The sequence below is a fragment of the Pseudobacillus sp. FSL P4-0506 genome (assembly GCF_038003025.1).
In the GTDB taxonomy this organism is placed as follows: Bacteria; Bacillota; Bacilli; order Bacillales; family Domibacillaceae; genus Pseudobacillus.
The window spans coordinates 2,451,303-2,472,226 of the sequence record NZ_JBBOOI010000001.1; the positions used below are offsets into that span (position 1 = coordinate 2,451,303).

Sequence of the window (20,924 nt, forward strand, 5' to 3'; positions counted from 1 at the left end):
GCCAAAAGGGACTTTAAAATTATAAGTCCCTTTAGCTTTACGAACAATTGATAATAGCATTTAACAGAGCCTAAAAATTAAATAACATTTATTATTGACTAAACGTTCATTCAATAATAAAATAAAACTGAAAATTCAGTATGAAAGAGAGGGATTGCATTGGATTTATATTTTGAGATCACTGGTAATGGTCATCCTGTTGTTCTTGTTCATAGTGGTGGGACTGATTTGAGGGAATGGACACTTTTAGTGTCTCTTTTATCTAAGAATTACAAAGTGATTGCTTTTGATGGCCGCGGTGCTGGTAAATCACCATCTCCTATAAAACATGTAAACTATGTTGAAGACGTACTGGCACTAATGGATGACCTAGAACTGAATCAAGCAGCCATTATAGGCCATTCCATGGGAGGACAGATTGCAACCGATCTCGCTCTTAATTATCCTGAAAGAGTATCAAAACTCGTATTAATTGCTCCTTCCTTGACTGGTTTTTCCTATTCAAAAGAGTTTGAGCAATATCACAACGAAATATTGGAAGCTGCTCCTAATATTGATAAAATGTTAGAGCTTGCCCTTCGTTCATCAACATATCAGGTCGTTATCGATAGTCCGCTCAAAGATCTCATTGTCCGAATGCTCAGACATCATTTCGAGCGTATGCTTAAGTGGCCTGTTGACTTCTGCATGAAATGGCCTCAACCACCAGCAATAGAACGATTAGAAGAATTGAATCCCGAAACTTTGTTTTTTATTGGGAAAAAGGACTTGGCAGATAATTTTCGGGTTGCCGATTGTTTCCGCAGGGTTCCAAACATTCGTTTCGTCGAAATCGAGGATGCCGACCATATGCTGCCCCTCACTCATTCTGAAAATTTATATCAGGAAATCACTGCTTTTATGGAGGATTGAAGTTAAAATGCCACGTACCCCTCAAGAGAATGATCGTATTCGCCAAGCATCCAAAGAAAAAATTCGCGCTACAGCTATGGAGTTATTTATGAAACAGGGATATTACGCTACTTCTATAAGCGATATTGCTAAACAAGCGGGTATTTCGAAAGGGTTACTCTATAACTATTACAAAGGAAAAGAAGAGCTGCTTTCTGAAATGGTAGAGGTTAGAATCGGGGAAGTAGTTGAAGTAATGACGGAAGCAGTCTCCTTGGAGACACCTAGTGAACAACTTAAATTTATAATTAATGGAGCTATTGATAATATTCACAAAAACCCGGAAGTCCATAGATTCTACCTCCATCTACAAACTCAGCCAGAGTCTGATGAAGAGTTGATTAAATACAGTCGCCTTATTATCGAAGAAAATACTAGACAATTTGAACTCCAGTGTAAAATATTTGAAAGGATGGGAGAGAAGGAGCCAAGAAAACGGTCGTTATATTTTTCATCTGTTCTGCAAGGGATTATGTTGATGATATCTACCTATCCACAGAAATTTCCGATAGAGGAGATAAAGAAACAGATTACACGGGAGTTTTGTGTTTAGTTTACCGTTTAAATTATCAAACTTTATTGCAAAGATCATAAAAGTCATTTGAAAAATATCTCACTCTTGCTGGGTTATATGAATCAGACCTGTATAGAGCATGCAAACTTGCAACGATCAAACACTATTGTTCCTTTACATGGTGAAAATGTTGTAAAAAAACATAAAGGTGATTTGAGATGAAAAAACAACGATTTAGTTTTTTGTTAGTGATGAGTGTGATTTTTATGCTTGCAGCATGTAATTCGAATAAAGATGAAGATCTATTATTCCGAGGAGAAGGAGAAAGCTGGGGAACAGAGGTTTATACAGGACAAACGACAGAGTATTCAGACAAAAGAATCGCTCCGTCTATATATCTAAAGTTTAAAGGCAGCAATCCTAAAGTGGTAGAACATCTAGGGTACAAACTGGAGACGAAACAGGGTGGTTTGAGTGGAAGTGAATATACTCTGAACGAGCAAGGAGAGGCTACTCCAGATGCTGAAGAAATAAATAAAGTGGTTACGTCAGAAACAAAAGAATTAACGATAACTGTTGATTGGTCAGAAAATGGAAGAGAAAAAACAGAAGTAATAGTCCTAAAGAAAAAAGATAAATCTCACTAGAATGAATACCTATAGAACCAGGTAACTAAAGCAACACCCACTGAATTCCAATTTCTTCAGTGGGTGTTGTCATTTATTTCATTCATCTTCGCCAAAGCCTTATCCATCAGTTTAACCTCATGACTATTCACATCATCGACGCCTTGTTGTATTCTGTCAAAGATCAAAAACGAAGAGGGAGACCAGTGTGTTATCTTATCTCTGTTGATAAATGATAATCAAGTACGAGGGAAAGTCCTGTTTTTTATGATTTTCTCTTTAAATTAACGTGGCTGGTTAGTAGCTGGCTCATTAGAAGAGAAAAAAGTAAGGACTTTAGAGAAACAAGTGCTTCGAATAAAGCTAAGCAAAAAATGAATAAGGTGAATTAAAATTACACACTTTATGTGTATACTACAATTCAATCGGAGGGTTTTTAAGATGGTACAAAGCAAAAATAATGAGGATAACGATCAAATTACGAATACAGCCGGGGCTTTTCAGTCAGACGGTAGAGATATTGAATTCTCACAAGAGCTTGCTGATAAGGATGATCTAGTTGCTCAACAACGTTCAAAAGCAGCAGATCAAAGAGCAAAAGCAAGAAAAAACAATACCCAATAATAGTCCTTCTACTAAAGGTTGCAGTTTATTTAAATTAGCTTCCATAGGATTAAAAGATGTAACTAACTGATACTCGGGATAAAGCTTGGAGGTGGTTACATGGTTTCGTTAACATTCTTTGGGAATCTAAAAGAAAAACGAAGAGAAAAAATTTTTCAAAGGGGAATATGTCCCGATTGCACAGGTAGAGGATTTTTTTCTTTAGGTGTTGAATCCGTTTATGTCCAAGATTGTAACACTTGTTTGGGAACAGGAAAGGCTATAACGGATGCTTAGTTAGTTATTTTCAGCTAACTGGTGTTTTAGTGCAATGGGATCTATCAAAGTGATGAATCCTTATTGTAAAAATCATGGGGGAATTTGAAAAAATACTTCGTCGATTCTAACTAGGATGATCATCATCCATTGCTACTGGATAACTAAAGCAAAAACTCACTGAATTCAAGCGTGTTCAGTGGGTTTTTTTCGTTTTATCTGAAGCGGCGACTCCTTGAATTTTGGATAACCAGCTTCCTTTTCCAGCAGCAAACTGTGACATAAAAAGAGAACCCTTCATAGGATTCCCTTCTATCAAATGACTTCATTATGATAATTTCCAAGCAGGGATTAAAGAGTGGAATTTAAAAAAGAAACTCATGATCACATGTATGACTGAGTATATAGCTAACGTGATTAAATATGTAAGAAACCATGTTTGTACAGGCTCACGTAAAAAGAGAAAAAGCAAAAGCATACCGACTGGGAAAGGGGCTAGAATAATTAACCACATGGGAGCTTTGAGTGCCTCTGTAATAGCACCTAATAAGACTACAGAAATACCAATTATAAGAGCTTGCCAGGCTAATACCCCATTGCCAAGTGCAAGGCTGCCAATGAAATAAGATAAAGCTGTTAGTAAGATGGCTAAAAGAAAATCAATATAATACTTCACGAATGACCCACCTTTTCTAAAGATAGATTTCTATTCATATGAATATTTTACCATTATTGCTGAGTTAGGAAATAAACAGTTTATAAATAGTTAATGCATATTTTATAAAAAAATGCGAAGGAATTTTTTTATGAGCATTTTAATGGAATCACAGGTTGAGCATTTGCCGGTGCGGGTTTGTTTCTTTGAGCAGAAAAGAGCGGCCATATATCGTCTTGCTACAGCGCTTGGAATCATCTGAGTGCTGTAGATTTGAAAGAAAGATTAATAATTTTCAGTAAAACGTGTTCAAAGTTCTGTGTTGAAACAGGATTTTTCCTTTTTTATTGTTGATGTTCTAAAGCTCCGTTTATGTTACGCCATTAAAGGGTTATTTTGTTGATTAACACCTTTAGGTGATAAATATGACTATTCATATTTTTGACTGCTATTTAGATTCATTAGCAAAACAGGATAAAAATATAAAATTTGGGAAACCTATGAATATTCGTTGTCTAAGGGTGGCTTAATATGAATAACTATACAAATGATAATAGTGCAAGGAGATATTTAGCCCATGTAAGTATATTTGGAACTACTCAATTGCATTTAAGGAGCCCTTATATCATCGCATGGTGGTCAGCAGCCTTCCCGGGTTTCGGACATATGATTTTGTCTAAATATCTTAGAGGATATGCATTATTTATCTGGGAGGTTATCGTTAACATCCATGCAAATGTCAACCTTGCCATGATTTATTCTTTTCAAGGAAATATAGACATGGCTAAAGACGTGTTAGATACTAGGTGGCTTCTCATGTACATTCCTGTTTACCTTTTTGGTATTTGGGATAGTTATCGAACGACTGTAGATATGAATAGAATTTATCTTTTGGCGGAACATGAAGATCATCGCTTTAACACATTTGCTTTAGGAGCATTAGAAATTAACTACCTAGATAAAAGAAACCCGGCTCTTTCCGTCATTTGGTCGTTGTTTATCCCTGGTCTAGGACAACTATATATACACAGAATATTGACAGCTATATTTATCATCGTTGGATTAGTTACCTTTTTTTACTTTTCACATGCTCTAGAGGCAGTTTCTCTATTGTTTTTAGGTCAGGTGAAGGAAGCAACTTCTATATTGAAACCAGAGTGGTTATTATTTATTCCTTCCCATTATGGATATGCCATTTATGATGCTTACACTAATACAGTTGAAAATAATAAGCTTTTTGAAAAAGATTTAAGGAGGCACTTAAAAGAAAATTACCAATCTACCGGATTTAAAATACTTAAGGGGAAAAAAGTAAAATGAACAAAATACAAATTTTTTCGACCTTTGAAACCACCTCTTATTTGGAAATGGCTATATCAACATTGGAGAAAAAAGGGATTAATCAAGAATGTATATATGCAGTCCCACTAGATAATCGCATAGAAGAGCGGAAAATACTTGATTCTCTTCATCGCTCTGATGGTACATCATTGATTGATATAGGAATGGCACTTGCCACAGCCTTTTCCGTTATTGGTGCTAGTATCGGATTTGTCTTATCATGGGGGCCCATTTATTGGGGACTTATAGGAGCGTTTATCGGGTTTGTTTGTGGACTCGGAATCAGACTCTTTATCGAATTAGTTCTAAAAAAAAAGAGAAGGCTATTAAGAGGAAAGCATTCTGAGGTTATTCTAATTGTTAATTGTGAAGAATCGCAAATGGAGTTTATAGAGAATGTTCTTTGGAGTCACTTTGCTTTAGGTATGGCAAAAATAAAGGAATTGTAAGAAAGGAAAATTAATTTGTGGATAATTATTTTTATTGTTTTTATCCTTTTTAATATAATTGCGTTTTTTGTTCCGAAAAGGATCGATAAAGTGGTGATTTATTCCACATGCTTTTTTGCTTACGCATACGGTTTGACGTTTGATATGATATTCGACTTACATTATGATTTTTATGGCTATTTTCAAAAAGGATTTCAATGGAAGGGATTTTTTGGAACCATTCTTTACTTTCCGTCAATTAGCTTATTATTTCTTAATTTTTTTCCTTTTGAACAAAAAATATCAATAAAATTACTATACACCTTATGCTGGTCTATTTTCTCCACTTTTTTTGAATGGGTTTCCATACAGACTGGATTTTTTTATCACAATGAGTGGAAGCTTTGGTATTCTGCATTGTTATACCCAATCATCTTTTTTACCCTTGTGATTAATATGAGGTTTGTCCAAAAGATTAACAGATAGTAGATGGAAGTGAGTAACCGGAGCCTAGCAGGATTGCGCACGATCGTCACGGGGATGGATACGGAGAACCTAAAAAAATATAAAAGCAAATAGCGCAAGGCGGTGCTTATTGAGAGGGAGATAAAATGAAAGAGGAATTATCTGCTGTTTCTGTTGATGAAGAGCTATCAGAAGAGAGGTGTTTTAGAGATTATGGGTACCAAACGGGATACATATAAGAGAGTGAGGGGGAAGCTCGAGGAGAAAATAAAAAAGCAAGCATCTTTAAAGATGCTTGCTAGCGAAAGTCTTTAAATTCTTTCATTGATCCAAGCCCATGTTGATTTTGGTAACCATCCCTGTGTCGGGTTGGTTATTTTTGTAATCAAGTAGTTGTCATTGGCATCAGCCAAACCGGCTGTTTTAATCTTTTCAGAAATCTGTGAAGTGGTTTCCGTGGTATTGATTAAAAAAGTGGATTTTAAAATATGATGATGATCAGGATAACGACGTAATACTTTTAATAAGTTATGGTATCTTTGCCCTGGACGATTTAAATCATAAGTAACTATATAGAGAGTCATACTTAACACCTCCTCTTTTTACCATATTCAACAAGATAAGAGGCGAAACCTCCCTATTTGTAGAAATATAAGGAAATGGAGTTGTTATGATGAAGCGGATTATCAAACTTAAAGATCATTTGATTTTTATTTAATCAGTAATCATGTTACCACGCTTGAAGTGCGGTAGTTTTAAGATAAAGCTTAATCAAAAATACCTCACAAACCCTATTTTCCGTTAAATAAAAAATCCATTTTGACAAAAGATTGATCAAAATGGATTCTTCTTCAGTAGATGTTAATTTGATTTTTATAAAAAAGTTTAATTATCTTCTACTCTTTGTTGTTTAACCATCGCTCCCTGTAATTAGGTGAAAACCTTTTCAATATCAAGCCCCTTTTAGATGAATAGTCTCCCCATAAATAATACAGAATATCTAAAAAGGGGGAGAAAGAATGATACCTAATTTAATTCGAATAGTATCCATAATTATTGCATGGACTTCTGTTATATTTTTACCCAAAAATGCATTTCGTAAATATTTGCCTGTTTCCATCTTTTGTTCGTCGCTTGTTATATGCGGATGTTTTTTATCCTATAAGTATAAATGGTGGAGGGTTAAAGGAGGAATCAAAGAGCTCATTTTTCATGATTTAAGCTTTATTTTTGGTCCGTTTTTTGCTGGCACCCTATGGATTTTCCATTTATCGTTTGGAAAATTTAAACGTTATATTCTTTTGAATTTAATTTCGAATTTAAGCTTTTCCTACCCACTTACTTATTTTTTTGAAAAGTTTAACGTTTATAAATTAGTTAATTTTAAACGGATCCACCTTTTTTTATATTATTTTGTCTTTGCTTTTATCATTTACTGGTATCAGCTGCTAATAGAGCATTCTAGAAAATGGTTTACTGCTTAATTACAAAGAATATTGTAGTTCAAGAGGTACTCAACAATTTGGCCCTTTAACGGAACAACGTAGTGTCACTCAACAGTTCCCCAATGGGTCTTTCAATTCAGATGATCCACTATAAAAACACCCTGTTAGACGATAGGGATCAGTCCCCCCTTTGATAGATGGGGGGTTTTTATCCTAACGCACGCATTTACTTGTACATATTCCCGTTGTTTGAAACATGAATAGCTATTTGTCCTTCCATAGCTGCCATTAACTTTTTTACTTTGTAAAATCGTTGAATATCAGGGTTTTAAAGATGGATGACAGTTTTGTAAGATTAATGAAAGAAAGATCGATTAAACCAAATCATCCAATGCGGTAGTCTTAATTCACACAGGAGAGACAAAGATGAGGAATAGACTAAAAGCATTATTGATTTTATGTTTAATCATTTCGGTATTGACCGCAGATAAATTGTGGTTTACGAAAGCGGTAAAAGCAGAAACGGATATACATCCTAATGAAAGTGTGGAAGACTTCAAGAAAGAGATGGATGACGAGTGCCAAAATGGCAGCAGACCTATGGTGTGCCGGGAGTTGCAATTGGAATTATACATGATGGACGTATTACGTATACTTTTACCTACGGTTATGCAGATAAGAAAAAAGAGATACCTATTGATGGGGATGCCTTATTTCAGGCCGGCTCTGTATCTAAAAGTCTTACCTCATGGGGAATTCTACACCTTGCAGATGAAGGGAGTTTGTCACTGGATGCCCCTGTTGAAAAGTATTTGAAAGGTTGGAAACTGCCTAATTCAGAATTTAATAATAACGAAGTTACTATTAGAAAGTTATTGAGCCACACTGCAGGGTTATCTCCACATAAAGGCTATCCCGATGTGGCACCGGGATAGCCTCTCTATTCGATAAAGGAGTCTTTATCTGGAAAGGGATGGCTGAATGACCCTGTGCAAATTACTAATAAACCGGGTAAAGAGACGCTTTACTCTGGCGTCGGTTATAGTATTTTGCAGCTTGTCATTGAAGAGGTGGCAGAAATGCCTTTTGATCGATATATGGAAGAGCAAATTATGAAGCCTTTAGGAATGAAATCCAGTTCGTTCCGGCAAGATACAAAAGATCCTAATCTTTCGAAAGCATACGGCTATTTTGGGCAAGAGCTTCCAAATTATCAATTTACCGAACAAGCCGCTGCAGGTCTTAAAACAAATATAACCGATATGATGACATTAATATTGGCAAGTATGGATACCACCAATCAGAAAAGCAAGGGGTATGGAATCATTAAGAAAGAACGCGTAGAGGAAATGCAGAGGCTGGTGTTAGGGGAGAATGGTTTGGGGATATTCGTGAAAAACGTACCTGATCAACAGAAGTTAATTTACCATTCCGGTGATAATCGAGGGTGGCATTCTTTTTATGGTATTAACCCGTCATCAAAAGATGGATTGGTTATCCTTACGAATAGCGAAGGGGGGATAGACTTAAGGCAGGATGTTTATCATTCTTGGATGGAATATGAGACTGGGGAAATGCCTGAAGGATATTCCTCTATTGCCAAGCTGAGAAAAAATAACTTAATTATATCTTGTGTACTCGGAGTCTTACTGGGGATATACTTGCTGTTATTTGCAGTTAAAGTGAAAAGCGGCAGAAGAGTCTTTATTATCAAACATGAGAAGAAACCGTACATCAAAGCAGGGATTAGGATATTCTTGCTCTTTATTATTGGCACGCTTCTGTTTTATGCAGCCTATGTATGGAGTACTCTAAGGTTAGCTTCAGGCAATACGACCAATTTCTTGCTAATAATGTCCTGGCTTTTGATACTTTTAGTTACTGGTTTTTTTCAAAAAAAATCAAAGCGGAATAAACATAATAATAAAAATTCAAGAAAGGATGTTTCAGCTTCATTGTAATAGTAATAAATAAATTTTCTGCACTAAATATGAAACAGCAAGTGATTCCAGACATTCATAAAAATTAATAGGAAAAGCTTTCTTTTTAGGAGTAACATGAAAACATGAAAAGCAGAGCAGGATGAGCTGTGCAAAAAAATACCGCCTGTTTGGTGAATAAAGTATACCCCTGCTATTAGTGAGCGGGGCTTTTTTAATGTATTATTCAATGGAAATACTTTGTGATTTTTATGGTACTATACCTATGTACAATAAAAAAGGGAAGAGCAGAGTGATTTGCTCACTAGAAGGTGTAAGTACGCTTGGTGAACTAGAGGATTTGGTGTTTAAATAAGTTATGAAATTAGATGTAGGAATACCAGATTGATGGTAGCTGTCGCGCAGCCTGTGCAAATTAATAAATGACCCTTCATCTTTCGGATGGAACGTCTTATTTTTCTTCTATGTGATAAGTTACATGAAAGGTTTGGGCTTATGGAAGGGGGAAAAGCGTAAAGGGGAGTCACGTGTAGTTAGGATATAGATAGAAACTTGTACATTGGCCAAACGAAAACTAAAGAATATACGTATAATGCAAGCAACCAACTGAAGACAGCAGGTTCTCATACCTACACCTATGATGACGATGATAACCGGACACGGGACGGGCAGTATAAATCTATACATAATAAACTCAATGAGCTGGTAGAAATCCAGGCTCTTAGTGAACAGCTGGCGGCCAAGTATACTTATAACGAAGACAATCGCCGTATTAGTAAGATGATCAACGGTTAAAGAAAAACTCATCTCTGTTAATTGGCCAAGGTTTTAGGATATGTACGGACGAATTGACCTTTCCTTTAGTGGGAATGTGACACCTTTCTTATTGTTTTAATGTTTTCGTTGAACTGCTTTTTAAAGAAAAAGTTATTGACAATAAAAAACATGCCGTGTTATTATAATATATTTGATAAAAAAACACATATATGATAACCTTAAGAAGGTTACCATATATGGAGGTGGATTATATGTTTCAAATTGGCGATAACATCGTTTATCCAATGCACGGAGCAGGTATAATTGAAGCCATAGAAGAAAGAGAATTCCTAGGGGAAAGACAGCAGTATTATGTCATAAAAATGTCAATCGGTAATATGCAAGTGATGATTCCAACGCATAAAATATTGAGTTCAAGTATACGGCCAGTTACTGATATTCTTGCATTGAAACACATCATACACATTTTTCAGCATGGAGAATCAGATAAGCTACTGCCGTGGAAGCAAAGGCATAAAATAAACACGAACAAAATAAAGACGGGTGAAATACAAGAAGGTGCGGAAGTTGTACGCGATTTAATGCGTATGAAGGAAAAAAAAGCACTTAATGCAAGCGAAAAAAAAATGTTGGATAATGCATATGGATTTTTGATTAGTGAACTGGAGGTAATTAAAGGAATCACTGAAAATCAAATCAAAATTTTTTATTAGGGTCAATTATAGATATGTATAGCATTCCGATGAGCATTCTGAATTTTTCGGGAACATGATGATTAAAAGTAAATCATTTCAAAGACATTCAACTTCTTCAATTACTTTTAGAACATTAACCTCTTTTATTATTTCTACAATCTAATCCATCTTTATTATTTAAATTTCTTCTATGAACATTTGAAGATTTATCAAAAAACTCGATAAAATAGTCACTTGATTTTTGTAATCCTGATTCATACTGGCACGGACAAGGAGCCGTAAGGATGAAAGAGAGGCAGGGCTTTCATTGTTTCAGGACTATCTTAGTGGTTATTTCTAGAAGAAAAAATAATCAATCTTATCTCTACCTTTAAAAACTTTTTACATCTATTGTGATAGTGAATAGAATTGTGTATCTTTTTTTCATAAATATCTAAATATATAGTCAACAATAGCAATTAACGGAATTTCTAGAACTAGAAACCATTTTATCATTCATTTAACATAATAAGATTAGATGAAACAATGAGAAGGAGTGGAGATATGAAACACATTCCAACGCAGGAATTAAGTAACGAGTTAAAGAAGCGAAAAGGGGTTACTTCTATTAAGATTGAGTCTTATGAAAAAATTGAAGTTGGTGGAATTCTTGTAGATGGTCCAGCTGTTATTCTAATTAATCAAGAATACCTAAAGATCGTTGAATGAACGAAGAAAAGGATAAGTCTTTACGAAAAGGGATGATCCTTTTTGTTTGCTGCTGATCATAATAGGATATACATAAATTTCATCTGATGCGATGGGATGAAAAGGAAGGGGAGGGTAGGAGTTATCATGGATTACTCCCATAAAATAAAATAGCGCCAACATCTATTTAATAGAAATTGATATTTCGTGTAGCGTAATACTTTTGGCGGTTGGCATATGTCACATTTATGTTGGTTATTCCGCATATTGTCAATCCAGTGTGTTATACTGTAAACAAACCTTTGAAGCTTTACATCTTTTTCTATTACCTGTACCATCTCCCTGCTCGAACGTTGAGCAGGGTTTTTTATTGAGTATGATATAGAGGGCATAAAAAAACAGGCTCTCTATAAAGAACCTGTTTGTATAATCGATTTGAGATTAAGCAACTTTTTGAACGTTAGCGGCTTGAGCTCCACGAGGACCTTGCTCAACGTCAAACGTTACTTTTTGACCTTCGTCTAAAGATTTGAATCCGTCACTTTGGATTGCAGAGAAGTGTACGAATACATCGTCTCCATTTTCACGTTCGATAAAGCCAAAACCTTTTTCTGCATTAAACCATTTCACTGTACCTTGTTCCATTTTTATTGCCTCCTAGTGCGTTGCCACACATTATATTACTATCCTTGCCCAAAGTATCATCAAGACGAAAAGTCGATATTCATACTATCCTTTACACCGAACAAAAATAATTCTTCTTTATCATAGCAGGAAACGGAAAAAATTGCAAATTAATACTATTGTTTTAGTCGTGTGGTTATTTGTTAAACGCAGGAGTACCAGTGCAGAGGCGGTAAACAAAATCGATGATTAGAGGAAGTGTATCTTACAGAACACATGTGAAGACTCACGCAACGATTTTGTGCAGAGGTCAGCACTTTTTAATGCCAAATACACTTATGGACTTTCTAATGAGGTGCATTTGTAAAAAGTAAGGGGGAAATGGTATAAAAAATTGAAAAAGATAATCCATATGTTCCTGATTTTATTATTAGTTTGAGAATATTCTTCAAGCAACAACGAATGTATTTCTTCAAAAATAATCTCCGATTTCCCTGTGCTAATGTTTAATAACAATAAAGTTGTTTAATTCTTATTGAACGGGTGCAGGTTAGTTCTATAACAAATTTATGCTTTTAAGGTAAAATGAGTATATATGGTTGTCAATGGAGGGAATAGAGAGTGGATTTATTACTTTGGATAACTCTTGGTTTCATCTTAATTGGATTTATTGTTATCGTTTTTATAAAAAGGAATATGGTTAATAAGAAAAATCCAACCACCCCATTCATAGTTTGGTGGATAGTTGGCACCACAGTTTGGGGCGTAGTAAGTATATTTCTTATTACAGGGCTGTTTAACAAATTTCACTAATTTGTTGGTAATGATTCTAGAGGGAAGTATCTTGCTTTTACGAATAAGTGTACTTAAACTATCAGGTGCGATGGTTCAACAAAAATTAAACAACTTTAATACCCTTTTAAGCAACACAATTCTTTTAGCTCAATTTAGTTTTAAACAACTTTTAAAAGCCTTATTACATATCAAATGTAGTAAGGCTCTTATTTATCATGGAGAAATCAAACAACTTTATTATCGTTCTACAGCTAGCATACATCTAAAATAAAGACACGCCGCAGCGTGTATAAGTTGAAAGCAATTTCCTACGGTATCCTACAAATCAATTGGGAATTCTATATTCTCGGTTTGTCAAAAAACGACAAGAGCTCATGGAGTGAGCAGCTATAATCAGTATATTGACCTGGTGACTCTAATAAAAGTTTATAATGAGGAAAAAAGTTGTGGTGTGATGTCAACAAAGGGCGTATAGGATATTCATTCATCTGTTTGTGATATAGTGGAAATGAAGGAGGAAATTTCCATGAAAAAACTCATGTTGAGTTTGATAGTAGGTACATTGCTCGCTGGCTGTGGAGATGAAAAGTCACCGATGCCAAAAGAGCCAAAAGAGCAGAAACAATCATCAGAACAGGAGAAAAACGTGTTTGTGGAGTTGGAGCAAACAGCAGATGATACAGCGATTCGCGACGCGGCGTATGAAAAGGCATTGCACGATGAGACATTGACGGGCGGCTATTTGGGCAAAGTGACGCCAGAGTTGAAAGAAGATTATGGTGTTCAGTCCATTGAGTTTCAAGCGGTAACTAATGCGATTCAAAACATTTACGGGAGTTTTCATGAGTACGGCATTCTGTACTTGAAAAACCAGGAATCTGGTGCTGAAGAATCCGGTGTCTGGGTTGGCATAAAAGATCCGGATGATAAAGCAAAGGAACTCGCTCGCCGCCTACAAAAACAAGTCGATGAAGGAAAAATTCTGGCTAAATACATTCACTTGTTTGAGAGCGAATACAGTGAATGGGACAACCAGGATTTGATGTATAAAGTGTCAAAAGCCATCAAGCCGATGAAAGACGCCATGCCGGAACCAGAGAGGGTCGAACTCAATATGAGTGTAGATACAATCACGAGGACCATTGAAATTGGTCATGACTTTTTAACAGGCGAGCAGATTAACAAACTGAAGGACCAATTTACAGATTATAAAATGAACTTTAAACAGGAAGGAAGAATGCTTCCGCTTCCTGGAGATCGCGATGTTGAATATCCGGAAGAACCCGTCTCGTATAAACAAACAAATGAAGGAGGCTGGGTAATGAAGGTATCGGCGGACAGGATGCTTGTGGTTCAGGCGAGACCGGATAATTTCTCCGCAACCGGCGGAGTATCGGAGCATTATGGAGCTGTGAATTACAGCTTTCCAAAAGCAAACGAAAAGCTGAAGATCGGCCAGCGTGTTGATGTGGAAGCATCAGGAGCGATCGCTGAATCATATCCGGGACAAGGCAGGGCCAAATTTGTTACCGTTTTGCCGACCTATCAGCCAAAAGGAGCGGATTTAACTGAAGAAGATATTGTTCGAAAAGCTATCGAACAACGAGAAGAAAAACCAGATGTAGAAGGCATTCGTGAAATTGCCTATAACAAAAAAACGGACAAATGGTTCGTCACATTTGCCAGTTCAATGGGATCAGATCCAGCTGCCACAACTATTACAATTGAAGACCAAAAATAAAAGCCATTTCAGGCGTACTGCACTAAAGGAGCAGTTTGGTTCCATAAGGATAAAGTAAAACTGACGATTGAATACGTATAATTTCGTTTTGATGGAGAGGTTGATATGATAATTAAAATGAATCAATTTAATATGAAGGATTTTTGTAAACCAAACGAAGGTTTCGTTGTTTCAGGAAGAATTATACCTGCATTTAAAAACAATGTATGGAAATATACAGTGGAAAAGTTTTCTGAACCTTATTTTAAACCATACGAAGATGATGAAATTGACATCAGTTATATTGAAGAAGAAGAGAAGGCTGTCTTTTTCTATTACGTTGAAAAAACTGTATTGGGCGGATAAAACTTCGTTCGAATTGGAATGGATATGCATTAATTGAGGACATTGCTGTTGCAAAAGAGTATAGAAAAGATGGTGTAGGAACAGCATTATTAAATAAAGCTATTGAGTGGGCAAAGGAGAATAACTTTTGCGGCCTTATGCTTGAAACACAAGATTAATGTATCAGCTTGTAATTTTTATGCCAAAAATCAATTTGTAATAGGGGCAGTTGATACTATGCTTTACTCAAACTTCCCAACAGCAAACGAAATAGCGATTTTTTGGTACTATAAATTTTAAGATAAAAAATGTAATTTAATATAATATATAGTAGAGTTGGTTATTTGAAGTTTCTTTTTATTAAACAAATGGGTGCTTTAGCACAATAGAGCTTACTAAAATGATCAATAATCATAAGAGCAGTTTGAAAAAATCCTTCATCTGCTTGCACTGGAATGGATACTAGATAATTCGAGCAAACTTCCCACTGAATTCATGTAGCTTCAGTGGGAAGTTTGTTCTATTCATCAGTACATCTTCCCAAAGCCTTATCCATCTGTCCCTCATTCGCCTTAACCTCATGATGATTGTATACTTTGTGTTCTGCCAAAAATCAAAAGAGAAGAGAGTGATTGGCGTATTGTCTTGTCCTGTTCTTTTGCGCCGAAGTATGCAGTGCATCCACCAACTACAAGAGATAGTGTTGCTTTAAAATAAAGTTTGTTCCTAAACAACTCATAAACCATTATTTTACGGTAAATAAAAGAATCCATTTTGAAAAAAGATTGATCAAAATGGATTCTTCTCTTGCAGATTTATGTTTAGTTTTCATAAAAAAGTTTGTTCATTTTAGCTATGTTCTTCAACTAAAGCACCATATAGTTTACTAACCTGATTTACTGATTATATCTTGAGTTCTTCATATTTAACTACATAGATATAATTTTTGTTGCAACTGTTTGTTGAAATGCCTGATCATGCTCAACAATAACCATTGTGGGATTAAATCTTTGGATAAGCTCTTCAATCTGCATGCGTGAATAAATATCAATAAAATTTAACGGCTCATCCCAAATATATAAATGAGCATTTTCACATAAACTTTTGGCTATAAGCAGCTTTTTCTTTTGTCCACCAGAATAATGAGATATATCTTTCTCAAATTGAATTCGGTCAAAATCCATCTTACGTAGGATGGATTTAAATAACGTTTCGTCAATCTCATGCTCTTCAATAAAGTCTGATAACAGTCCCTTCAAATGAGAAGTGTCTTGTTGGACATAGGAAATAATGAGGCCTGAACCTAAATTCATTGAGCCTGTATGCTGTATCGGATTTCCTAGAATTAGTTTTAGGATACTACTTTTTCCGCTTCCGTTCTTTCCATCAAGTACAATTCGGTCACCTTGTTCAACTTTAAAGCTAATTGGCTTATTCACTATTTGGTTACCGTACTTAACAGACACATCAGTTAAAACAATCAATTCACTCGACTGAAATTCCAATGGTTCTAATTTTAATGACTCAGTTTTTTCCACATTTTTTAGCAGCTTTGATTTTTCCTCAATGGCTTTTTGTTGCCTTGATTCAAGGTTCTTTGCTCTCTTCATCATCTTTGCCGCTTTATGGCCTACAAAACCCTTGTCCAACTTAGAGCCCGAATTCGTTGTTCCATTTTTGGAAGCTTCCACTTGATTAGACCAACCTGCTGAACGCTTTGAAGACTGTTTTAATCTCCCAATGTCTTTTTGTAGACGCTGATTTGTTGCCTCTTCGTGTTCCTGCTGTCTATCAAAATTTAACTTCCAAGAAGAATAGTTACCACTTTGAACTTCAATATTTGCCCTATTTATAGATAAGATATGGTCAACGCATCCGTCTAAAAAGATTCTGTCATGTGAAATTAAAATAAACCCTTTTTTCTTCCTTAGATAATCAGAGACCATCTTTCGTGCATCAGTGTCTAGATGATTGGTAGGCTCATCAATTAATAGAAATTGACCCTCAGTCAAAAAAAGTGCAGCAAGCAACACCTTTGTTTGTTCCCCATTTGATAATGTTTTAAATGGTCGGTACATGACCTCGGCATCAACATTTAGATAGGATATTTCACGAAGAAATTCCCAATCTTCTGCATTGGGGCAAATTTCTTCAAAGATTTCATAAGTATACTTGTTTTTATTCGAAACTGGATAAGGGAAATAATTAAATTCTACCGAAGAAATGATTTTCCCGCTATACTCATAATTCCCTAATAATAAATTAAAGAATGTTGTTTTACCTCGTCCATTTCTACCGATAAATCCAAGTTTCCAATCCGTATCTATTTGAAAGTTTACACCTTCAAAAATATTGTCAAAGCTACCTGGATAAGAAAAAGTTAAATCTTGAACTTGTATCATTGACATGATAATTCCTCCTTTGTATATCAACACTTCTTGCTTCTTATACAAAGTCGGCACATCCATCTATTCTGAATTTCTCCGCATAAGTTTGATGGATATTAACGACTTATACGGAGTATTACATGCGTAACAATAGTGTCTGAATTGCTCATTTCTCTCTCCTTTATTAGATTAAAGTTACAGGTTAAAAAATATCAATCTTAACTATGAGAGAATAAAAAATCCTCCCAATTTATAATTGGAAGGATTAGCCTTTCACTTATATTACATAAGTTCTTTTTTTGCCATTGGGACCATGACGAATAAAGTGTAGACTGATTTGTAAAAATGGATAGACTAACCCTATATTTTGTAGTTTGAAGTTATTCATTTCAAATAAAAATATAGATTAGTTAATCATTGTCCATCCATCAGTCCTCTCATAATTGTATTTTTATATTAACAAATTTTTTTATGGAATACAATTCAGCCCCATCTTTACCTCAAATTACTGCTTGTTGCTCTTTGGATCATTCCATACAATTGACCACAAGCAGCATCTATATCCATTCTAAATTGACTTCTGATGGTCACATTAATACCTGGTGATTTTAATTTTTTGTAAGAGTCAACAACATGACCTTCTGTACGTGAGCAGGGTCGGCTCAATGAATTAAAATTGAAGCAAATTGAACGTGCATTAGAGAACAGCTTGGACTTTACTGAGCGGAGAATTATTGAAATAAAGTATTTTATTCTCAGGAGATAAAGGACATCAAAATTTATCTGAAATGGACCTGAAGAAAGGAAAATACTATAAAAAGAAAAGAGCAGCCATATATTGACTTGCTACAATACTTGGAATCATCTGAGCGCTGTAGTTTTGAAACAAAGAGTGATAATTTTAATAAAGTTTAATCAAAATTCAATGATAAAACAGGGTTTTTCTTTTTATTATTGATGTTGTAAAACTCTGTTTATGTTCCTCCATTAAAGGGCCATATTCTGGAGGAATAGTTATGATGAGAATGGTGCATATGTTAAAATTAAGGAGATTATCTAAAATTAATGAATCATTTTAACAATTATTGGGTTAAGGGGGAGTGGGATAATGGATAGCAAACGTTTTGAAATTATTTATACCCAAGGGAAATTAGAGATTTTTAAGGTTATTCGTGATAATCAGACCGGGGTTCTATACATGTTGAATCAGACGGGTGCTGGAAGTGGATTAACTGTTATGGTTGATCAAGAAGGAAAACCTTTGTTAGATGAGAATTTTAAAAAGTAGAGGACGTGTTTAAGTGCCCATTCAATAGAGCTCCGTTAACCGCTTGTTTCTGAAACGGGCGCGATTGTTGAATAACATAGGGTAGAAAATGATCAAACTTTTTTTCAAATGGGTGCTTTAGCGCAATTGACCCTGCTAAAGCTATCAATAATCATAAGAGTAATTTGAAAAAAACTTCATCTGTTTGCACTAGAAGGGATACCAGGTAAACAAAGCGAAACTCGCACTGAATTTAAGTATCTTTAGTGCGAGTTTTCATTTATTCTATACATCTTCACTAAAGCCTTATTCACATCATCAATGCCACTATACATATATTTTTTTGTTTTATCAGAAATCAAAAGTGAGGAAGGTGATCAGGGAACAAACGGCCATCATGGTTTTTGAATAAGGAAGAGACAAAGATAGCTGCTGTTATAAAGGAAAAGTATCGCATCTATACTGGTGTTTTTAAAAAGAACACAGAAGCGGAGAAGCAAGCCAAACTAGTCGGCGCTAAGTTGGGATATCAACCATTTGCTAAGGAGAAAACAATTTGGATAGGCGTGTCTAACACGCTGGGATCAGCTACGATAGCTCAACAGAATATCAGCCGAGAGTTTTGAGTTCAATCCGCAAATCAGGCAAGAATAATAACAGACGAAAGCCCCTATCCTTAATGGATAGGGGCTTTTTTATTTACCTTGTTGAACTAAAGCGTTTGCTACTCCAACAACAGGCGTGTTTTAATCACTGAATTAGAACATTTCCTAAATACTGAGCACTCCCTGCCGAATTTATAAATGTCACTTCCAGAACGTAATTACCTTTATTAGTTGGGAATTGAAATTCTCCTGAATCACCCAATGGGAGTTCGATTCGTTGGTCATCTTTTAATAGGAAAACTGTTATTTTGGGATCTGTCCAAATATCTCCCCCATTTTCTTCGTTTTCTTTAAAATCTAAAGAGGCTTTCTGATTTGAAAAAACCTTTATTTCATCCAGTGATGATGCAAATTTTTCAGTATCCTCTATCTTTTGTTGTACATCTTCACTTGCTGTAACCCAGCTAATATTTGCTTCTGTTAATTGTACGGATGCAATATCCAAATTTAAATGAGCAGTTGGCACTCCCACATCATAATCTTCACCAAAACACCCTGTTAATGCAAAAACTAAATACAACCCTATAAATAATTTCAGAAATCTATTCATATTCGACCTGCCCTATTTTTATCTATCGAAATATATATCATAAATTGTAACATTAGTTGCACAGTCCTGTCTCGTTAGTTTAAGTATGATCGTTTTACGTTAATGAATTTTTTATTCTTTTTCTGTAACTTTTTATAAAAACATCACTAGTTGAAGTATTGTTTTGAGCTTATTTTTATAATTGAATGTCATATATATATGACATAGTTAAAATATATGTTACAATGTGTTTGGAGACATTTAAGCCGAATTACTGAATTGCCTTCGGAAAGGTGGTTTATTTTTGAAAGATATTGAAGTGAAAAATTCTGTGAAACTGAAGCGAATTGAAAAAGGAAACTTAACACAAAGTGATTTAGCAAAAATTGTAGGTGTAACAAGACAAACGATGAATTTAATTGAAGCACAAAAGTATAATCCAACAATTAAAGTTTGTTTATTAATCGCAAATGCTTTAGAAGTATCAGTAGACCAACTATTTTGGATGGAGGAGTAGTAAGGATGAAAACAATCTTCACATACATACCAATTATTAGTTTGTTACTTGTTTTATATGCTTTAGAAGATTCCATATTAAAATGGATGCTGCTAATAATATGTGCGCTCCTTGTTGTTTTAGCTAAATATATTCGGACTAAAATGAAAGCAGATGAAATCGAATTTGATGATCGAGTAAATGCTAATATATCAAAATGGTCTTTAAGAAGTGTGTATCTATTAAATGCGTTCTTGGTTTTATTATTAGTGTTGGATGCTAGACGATTGCTAACAATCAATTTGAATAACGAAATGCTGCTATTGTATCTCTTATTAACGCTTTACGTGCCTTTCTATATTGTACCGTTAATTGTAAAGAAATTTTAAAGGGGTGATTGAGAAGTGGATATTAATTTAATTGTGATTGGTATTATTTTTTTAGTGTTAGGTTATTTGGTTGGAGTCAAAAAAATGACGTGGTTATTATCAGGATTTAATGAAAAACGCGTAAAAGATAAAACAAAACTTGCAAAGATTGTTGGGAGAACTGAGGTTATTCTTGGATGTATAATGATTCTTGGCGGATTGGTAGGTGTTAAACCTCCAGGATATTTAGTTACTTTTTGCGTGCTTGTAATCCTAGGACTAGTAGTATATGTGAATGCAAAGATGGTAGAGTAACCATTTAGAG

At 35.0% G+C, this 20,924-nt stretch carries 20 protein-coding genes and 3 pseudogenes; 17 read left to right on the plus strand and 6 right to left on the minus strand.

The annotated features are described in order from the left end of the window. Positions 1-159: 159 nt before the first annotated feature. The 5 genes from MKZ02_RS12245 (at position 160) to MKZ02_RS12265 (ending at position 2,991) form a co-directional block, all read left to right on the plus strand. Positions 160-912, plus strand: coding sequence for an alpha/beta fold hydrolase (locus MKZ02_RS12245; RefSeq protein ID WP_340853770.1), 753 nt, complete (start codon positions 160-162; stop codon positions 910-912). A 7-nt stretch (positions 913-919) separates the two neighbouring features. Further along, the gene (locus MKZ02_RS12250) at positions 920-1,504 is read left to right on the plus strand and encodes a TetR/AcrR family transcriptional regulator (protein WP_120031959.1); all 585 of its coding nucleotides are present in this window, start codon (positions 920-922) and stop codon (positions 1,502-1,504) included. 179 nt (positions 1,505-1,683) lie between these two features. Then, positions 1,684-2,112, plus strand: a complete 429-nt coding sequence (locus tag MKZ02_RS12255) for a hypothetical protein (RefSeq protein ID WP_340853771.1) — start codon at positions 1,684-1,686, stop codon at positions 2,110-2,112. Between the two features lie 420 nt (positions 2,113-2,532). Further along, on the plus strand, positions 2,533-2,715 hold the full coding sequence (locus MKZ02_RS12260; RefSeq protein WP_120031955.1) for a YfhD family protein: 183 nt from the start codon (positions 2,533-2,535) through the stop codon (positions 2,713-2,715). 99 nt (positions 2,716-2,814) lie between these two features. Then, a complete protein-coding gene (locus tag MKZ02_RS12265; protein WP_340853772.1) occupies positions 2,815-2,991 on the plus strand; it encodes a hypothetical protein in 177 nt (58 codons plus the stop codon). A 307-nt stretch (positions 2,992-3,298) separates the two neighbouring features. On the opposite strand, the gene MKZ02_RS12270 is transcribed toward MKZ02_RS12265, so the two are convergent. Beyond that, entirely contained in the window at positions 3,299-3,646 is a 348-nt protein-coding gene (locus tag MKZ02_RS12270) for a hypothetical protein (protein WP_340853773.1), read from the minus strand. Positions 3,647-4,156: 510 nt separating this feature from the next. On the opposite strand from MKZ02_RS12270, the gene MKZ02_RS12275 reads away from it, so the two are divergent. The 3 genes from MKZ02_RS12275 to MKZ02_RS23995 all read left to right on the plus strand — a co-directional run bounded on the left by MKZ02_RS12275 (position 4,157) and on the right by MKZ02_RS23995 (position 5,880). Further along, complete coding sequence (locus tag MKZ02_RS12275; RefSeq protein WP_120031951.1) at positions 4,157-4,945, plus strand: hypothetical protein; 789 nt, start codon at positions 4,157-4,159, stop codon at positions 4,943-4,945. A 5-nt stretch (positions 4,946-4,950) separates the two neighbouring features. Continuing rightward, entirely contained in the window at positions 4,951-5,415 is a 465-nt protein-coding gene (locus MKZ02_RS12280; protein ID WP_340856388.1) for a hypothetical protein, read from the plus strand. Positions 5,416-5,508: 93 nt separating this feature from the next. Further along, entirely contained in the window at positions 5,509-5,880 is a 372-nt protein-coding gene (locus tag MKZ02_RS23995) for a CBO0543 family protein (RefSeq protein ID WP_406909452.1), read from the plus strand. 290 nt (positions 5,881-6,170) lie between these two features. Here MKZ02_RS23995 and MKZ02_RS12285 read toward each other — a convergent pair whose 3' ends face one another. Further along, positions 6,171-6,443 (minus strand): hypothetical protein, encoded by a 273-nt coding sequence (locus tag MKZ02_RS12285; protein ID WP_120031947.1) that lies wholly within the window; start codon positions 6,441-6,443, stop codon positions 6,171-6,173. Between the two features lie 1,287 nt (positions 6,444-7,730). On the opposite strand from MKZ02_RS12285, the pseudogene MKZ02_RS12290 reads away from it, so the two are divergent. From MKZ02_RS12290 to MKZ02_RS12305, 4 genes and pseudogenes are all read left to right on the plus strand, one after another. Then, a pseudogene (locus MKZ02_RS12290) lies at positions 7,731-9,265 on the plus strand (serine hydrolase domain-containing protein). 531 nt (positions 9,266-9,796) lie between these two features. Then, on the plus strand, positions 9,797-10,039 hold the full coding sequence (locus MKZ02_RS12295; protein WP_340853774.1) for a hypothetical protein: 243 nt from the start codon (positions 9,797-9,799) through the stop codon (positions 10,037-10,039). A gap of 233 nt (positions 10,040-10,272) precedes the next feature. After that, a complete protein-coding gene (locus tag MKZ02_RS12300; protein ID WP_120031941.1) occupies positions 10,273-10,734 on the plus strand; it encodes a CarD family transcriptional regulator in 462 nt (153 codons plus the stop codon). Positions 10,735-11,259: 525 nt separating this feature from the next. Next, positions 11,260-11,424 (plus strand): BC1881 family protein, encoded by a 165-nt coding sequence (locus MKZ02_RS12305; protein WP_120031939.1) that lies wholly within the window; start codon positions 11,260-11,262, stop codon positions 11,422-11,424. A gap of 420 nt (positions 11,425-11,844) precedes the next feature. Here MKZ02_RS12305 and cspC read toward each other — a convergent pair whose 3' ends face one another. Continuing rightward, entirely contained in the window at positions 11,845-12,048 is a 204-nt protein-coding gene (gene cspC / locus MKZ02_RS12310) for a cold shock protein CspC (protein WP_120031937.1), read from the minus strand. A 1,300-nt stretch (positions 12,049-13,348) separates the two neighbouring features. On the opposite strand from cspC, the gene MKZ02_RS12315 reads away from it, so the two are divergent. Together MKZ02_RS12315 and satA are read left to right on the plus strand one after the other, a co-directional pair. After that, entirely contained in the window at positions 13,349-14,563 is a 1,215-nt protein-coding gene (locus tag MKZ02_RS12315) for a DUF3221 domain-containing protein (RefSeq protein WP_340853776.1), read from the plus strand. A 105-nt stretch (positions 14,564-14,668) separates the two neighbouring features. Next, a pseudogene (gene satA / locus MKZ02_RS12320) lies at positions 14,669-15,187 on the plus strand (streptothricin N-acetyltransferase SatA). Between the two features lie 629 nt (positions 15,188-15,816). Here the strand turns inward: satA and MKZ02_RS12325 are convergent. Both MKZ02_RS12325 and MKZ02_RS24000 read right to left on the minus strand, forming a co-directional pair. Beyond that, positions 15,817-17,295 carry an Lsa family ABC-F type ribosomal protection protein gene (locus tag MKZ02_RS12325; protein ID WP_340853778.1) on the minus strand — a complete coding sequence of 493 codons (1,479 nt, stop codon included), beginning with the start codon at positions 17,293-17,295 and terminating at the stop codon, positions 15,817-15,819. Between the two features lie 474 nt (positions 17,296-17,769). Further along, positions 17,770-17,916, minus strand: a pseudogene (locus MKZ02_RS24000) (23S rRNA (adenine(2503)-C(8))-methyltransferase ClbB); the annotation flags it as partial. A 466-nt stretch (positions 17,917-18,382) separates the two neighbouring features. Here MKZ02_RS24000 and MKZ02_RS12330 point away from each other — a divergent pair. Further along, positions 18,383-18,562: a DUF6440 family protein gene (locus MKZ02_RS12330; RefSeq protein ID WP_120031922.1), complete on the plus strand. Its 180-nt coding sequence runs from the start codon at positions 18,383-18,385 to the stop codon at positions 18,560-18,562. A 729-nt stretch (positions 18,563-19,291) separates the two neighbouring features. Here MKZ02_RS12330 and MKZ02_RS12335 read toward each other — a convergent pair. Next, the gene (locus MKZ02_RS12335; RefSeq protein ID WP_120031918.1) at positions 19,292-19,756 is read right to left on the minus strand and encodes a hypothetical protein; all 465 of its coding nucleotides are present in this window, start codon (positions 19,754-19,756) and stop codon (positions 19,292-19,294) included. Between the two features lie 283 nt (positions 19,757-20,039). Here MKZ02_RS12335 and MKZ02_RS12340 point away from each other — a divergent pair, with 283 nt between their 5' ends. Continuing rightward, positions 20,040-20,252, plus strand: coding sequence for a helix-turn-helix transcriptional regulator (locus MKZ02_RS12340; protein ID WP_220702323.1), 213 nt, complete (start codon positions 20,040-20,042; stop codon positions 20,250-20,252). A gap of 383 nt (positions 20,253-20,635) precedes the next feature. Beyond that, entirely contained in the window at positions 20,636-20,914 is a 279-nt protein-coding gene (locus tag MKZ02_RS12345; RefSeq protein WP_120031914.1) for a DUF3784 domain-containing protein, read from the plus strand. Positions 20,915-20,924: the final 10 nt, after the last annotated feature.

Coding starts and splice junctions, on each gene's coding strand:
- MKZ02_RS12305 (WP_120031939.1), top strand. CDS start 11,260: ATGAAACACATTCCAACGCAGGAATTAAGTAACGAGTTAAAGAAGCGA.
- MKZ02_RS12325 (WP_340853778.1), bottom strand. CDS start 17,295: ATGTCAATGATACAAGTTCAAGATTTAACTTTTTCTTATCCAGGTAGC.
- cspC (WP_120031937.1), bottom strand. CDS start 12,048: ATGGAACAAGGTACAGTGAAATGGTTTAATGCAGAAAAAGGTTTTGGC.
- MKZ02_RS12285 (WP_120031947.1), bottom strand. CDS start 6,443: ATGACTCTCTATATAGTTACTTATGATTTAAATCGTCCAGGGCAAAGA.
- MKZ02_RS12300 (WP_120031941.1), top strand. CDS start 10,273: ATGTTTCAAATTGGCGATAACATCGTTTATCCAATGCACGGAGCAGGT.
- MKZ02_RS12330 (WP_120031922.1), top strand. CDS start 18,383: ATGGATAGCAAACGTTTTGAAATTATTTATACCCAAGGGAAATTAGAG.
- MKZ02_RS12255 (WP_340853771.1), top strand. CDS start 1,684: ATGAAAAAACAACGATTTAGTTTTTTGTTAGTGATGAGTGTGATTTTT.
- MKZ02_RS12260 (WP_120031955.1), top strand. CDS start 2,533: ATGGTACAAAGCAAAAATAATGAGGATAACGATCAAATTACGAATACA.
- MKZ02_RS12315 (WP_340853776.1), top strand. CDS start 13,349: ATGAAAAAACTCATGTTGAGTTTGATAGTAGGTACATTGCTCGCTGGC.
- MKZ02_RS12335 (WP_120031918.1), bottom strand. CDS start 19,756: ATGAATAGATTTCTGAAATTATTTATAGGGTTGTATTTAGTTTTTGCA.
- MKZ02_RS12275 (WP_120031951.1), top strand. CDS start 4,157: ATGAATAACTATACAAATGATAATAGTGCAAGGAGATATTTAGCCCAT.
- MKZ02_RS12250 (WP_120031959.1), top strand. CDS start 920: ATGCCACGTACCCCTCAAGAGAATGATCGTATTCGCCAAGCATCCAAA.
- MKZ02_RS12265 (WP_340853772.1), top strand. CDS start 2,815: ATGGTTTCGTTAACATTCTTTGGGAATCTAAAAGAAAAACGAAGAGAA.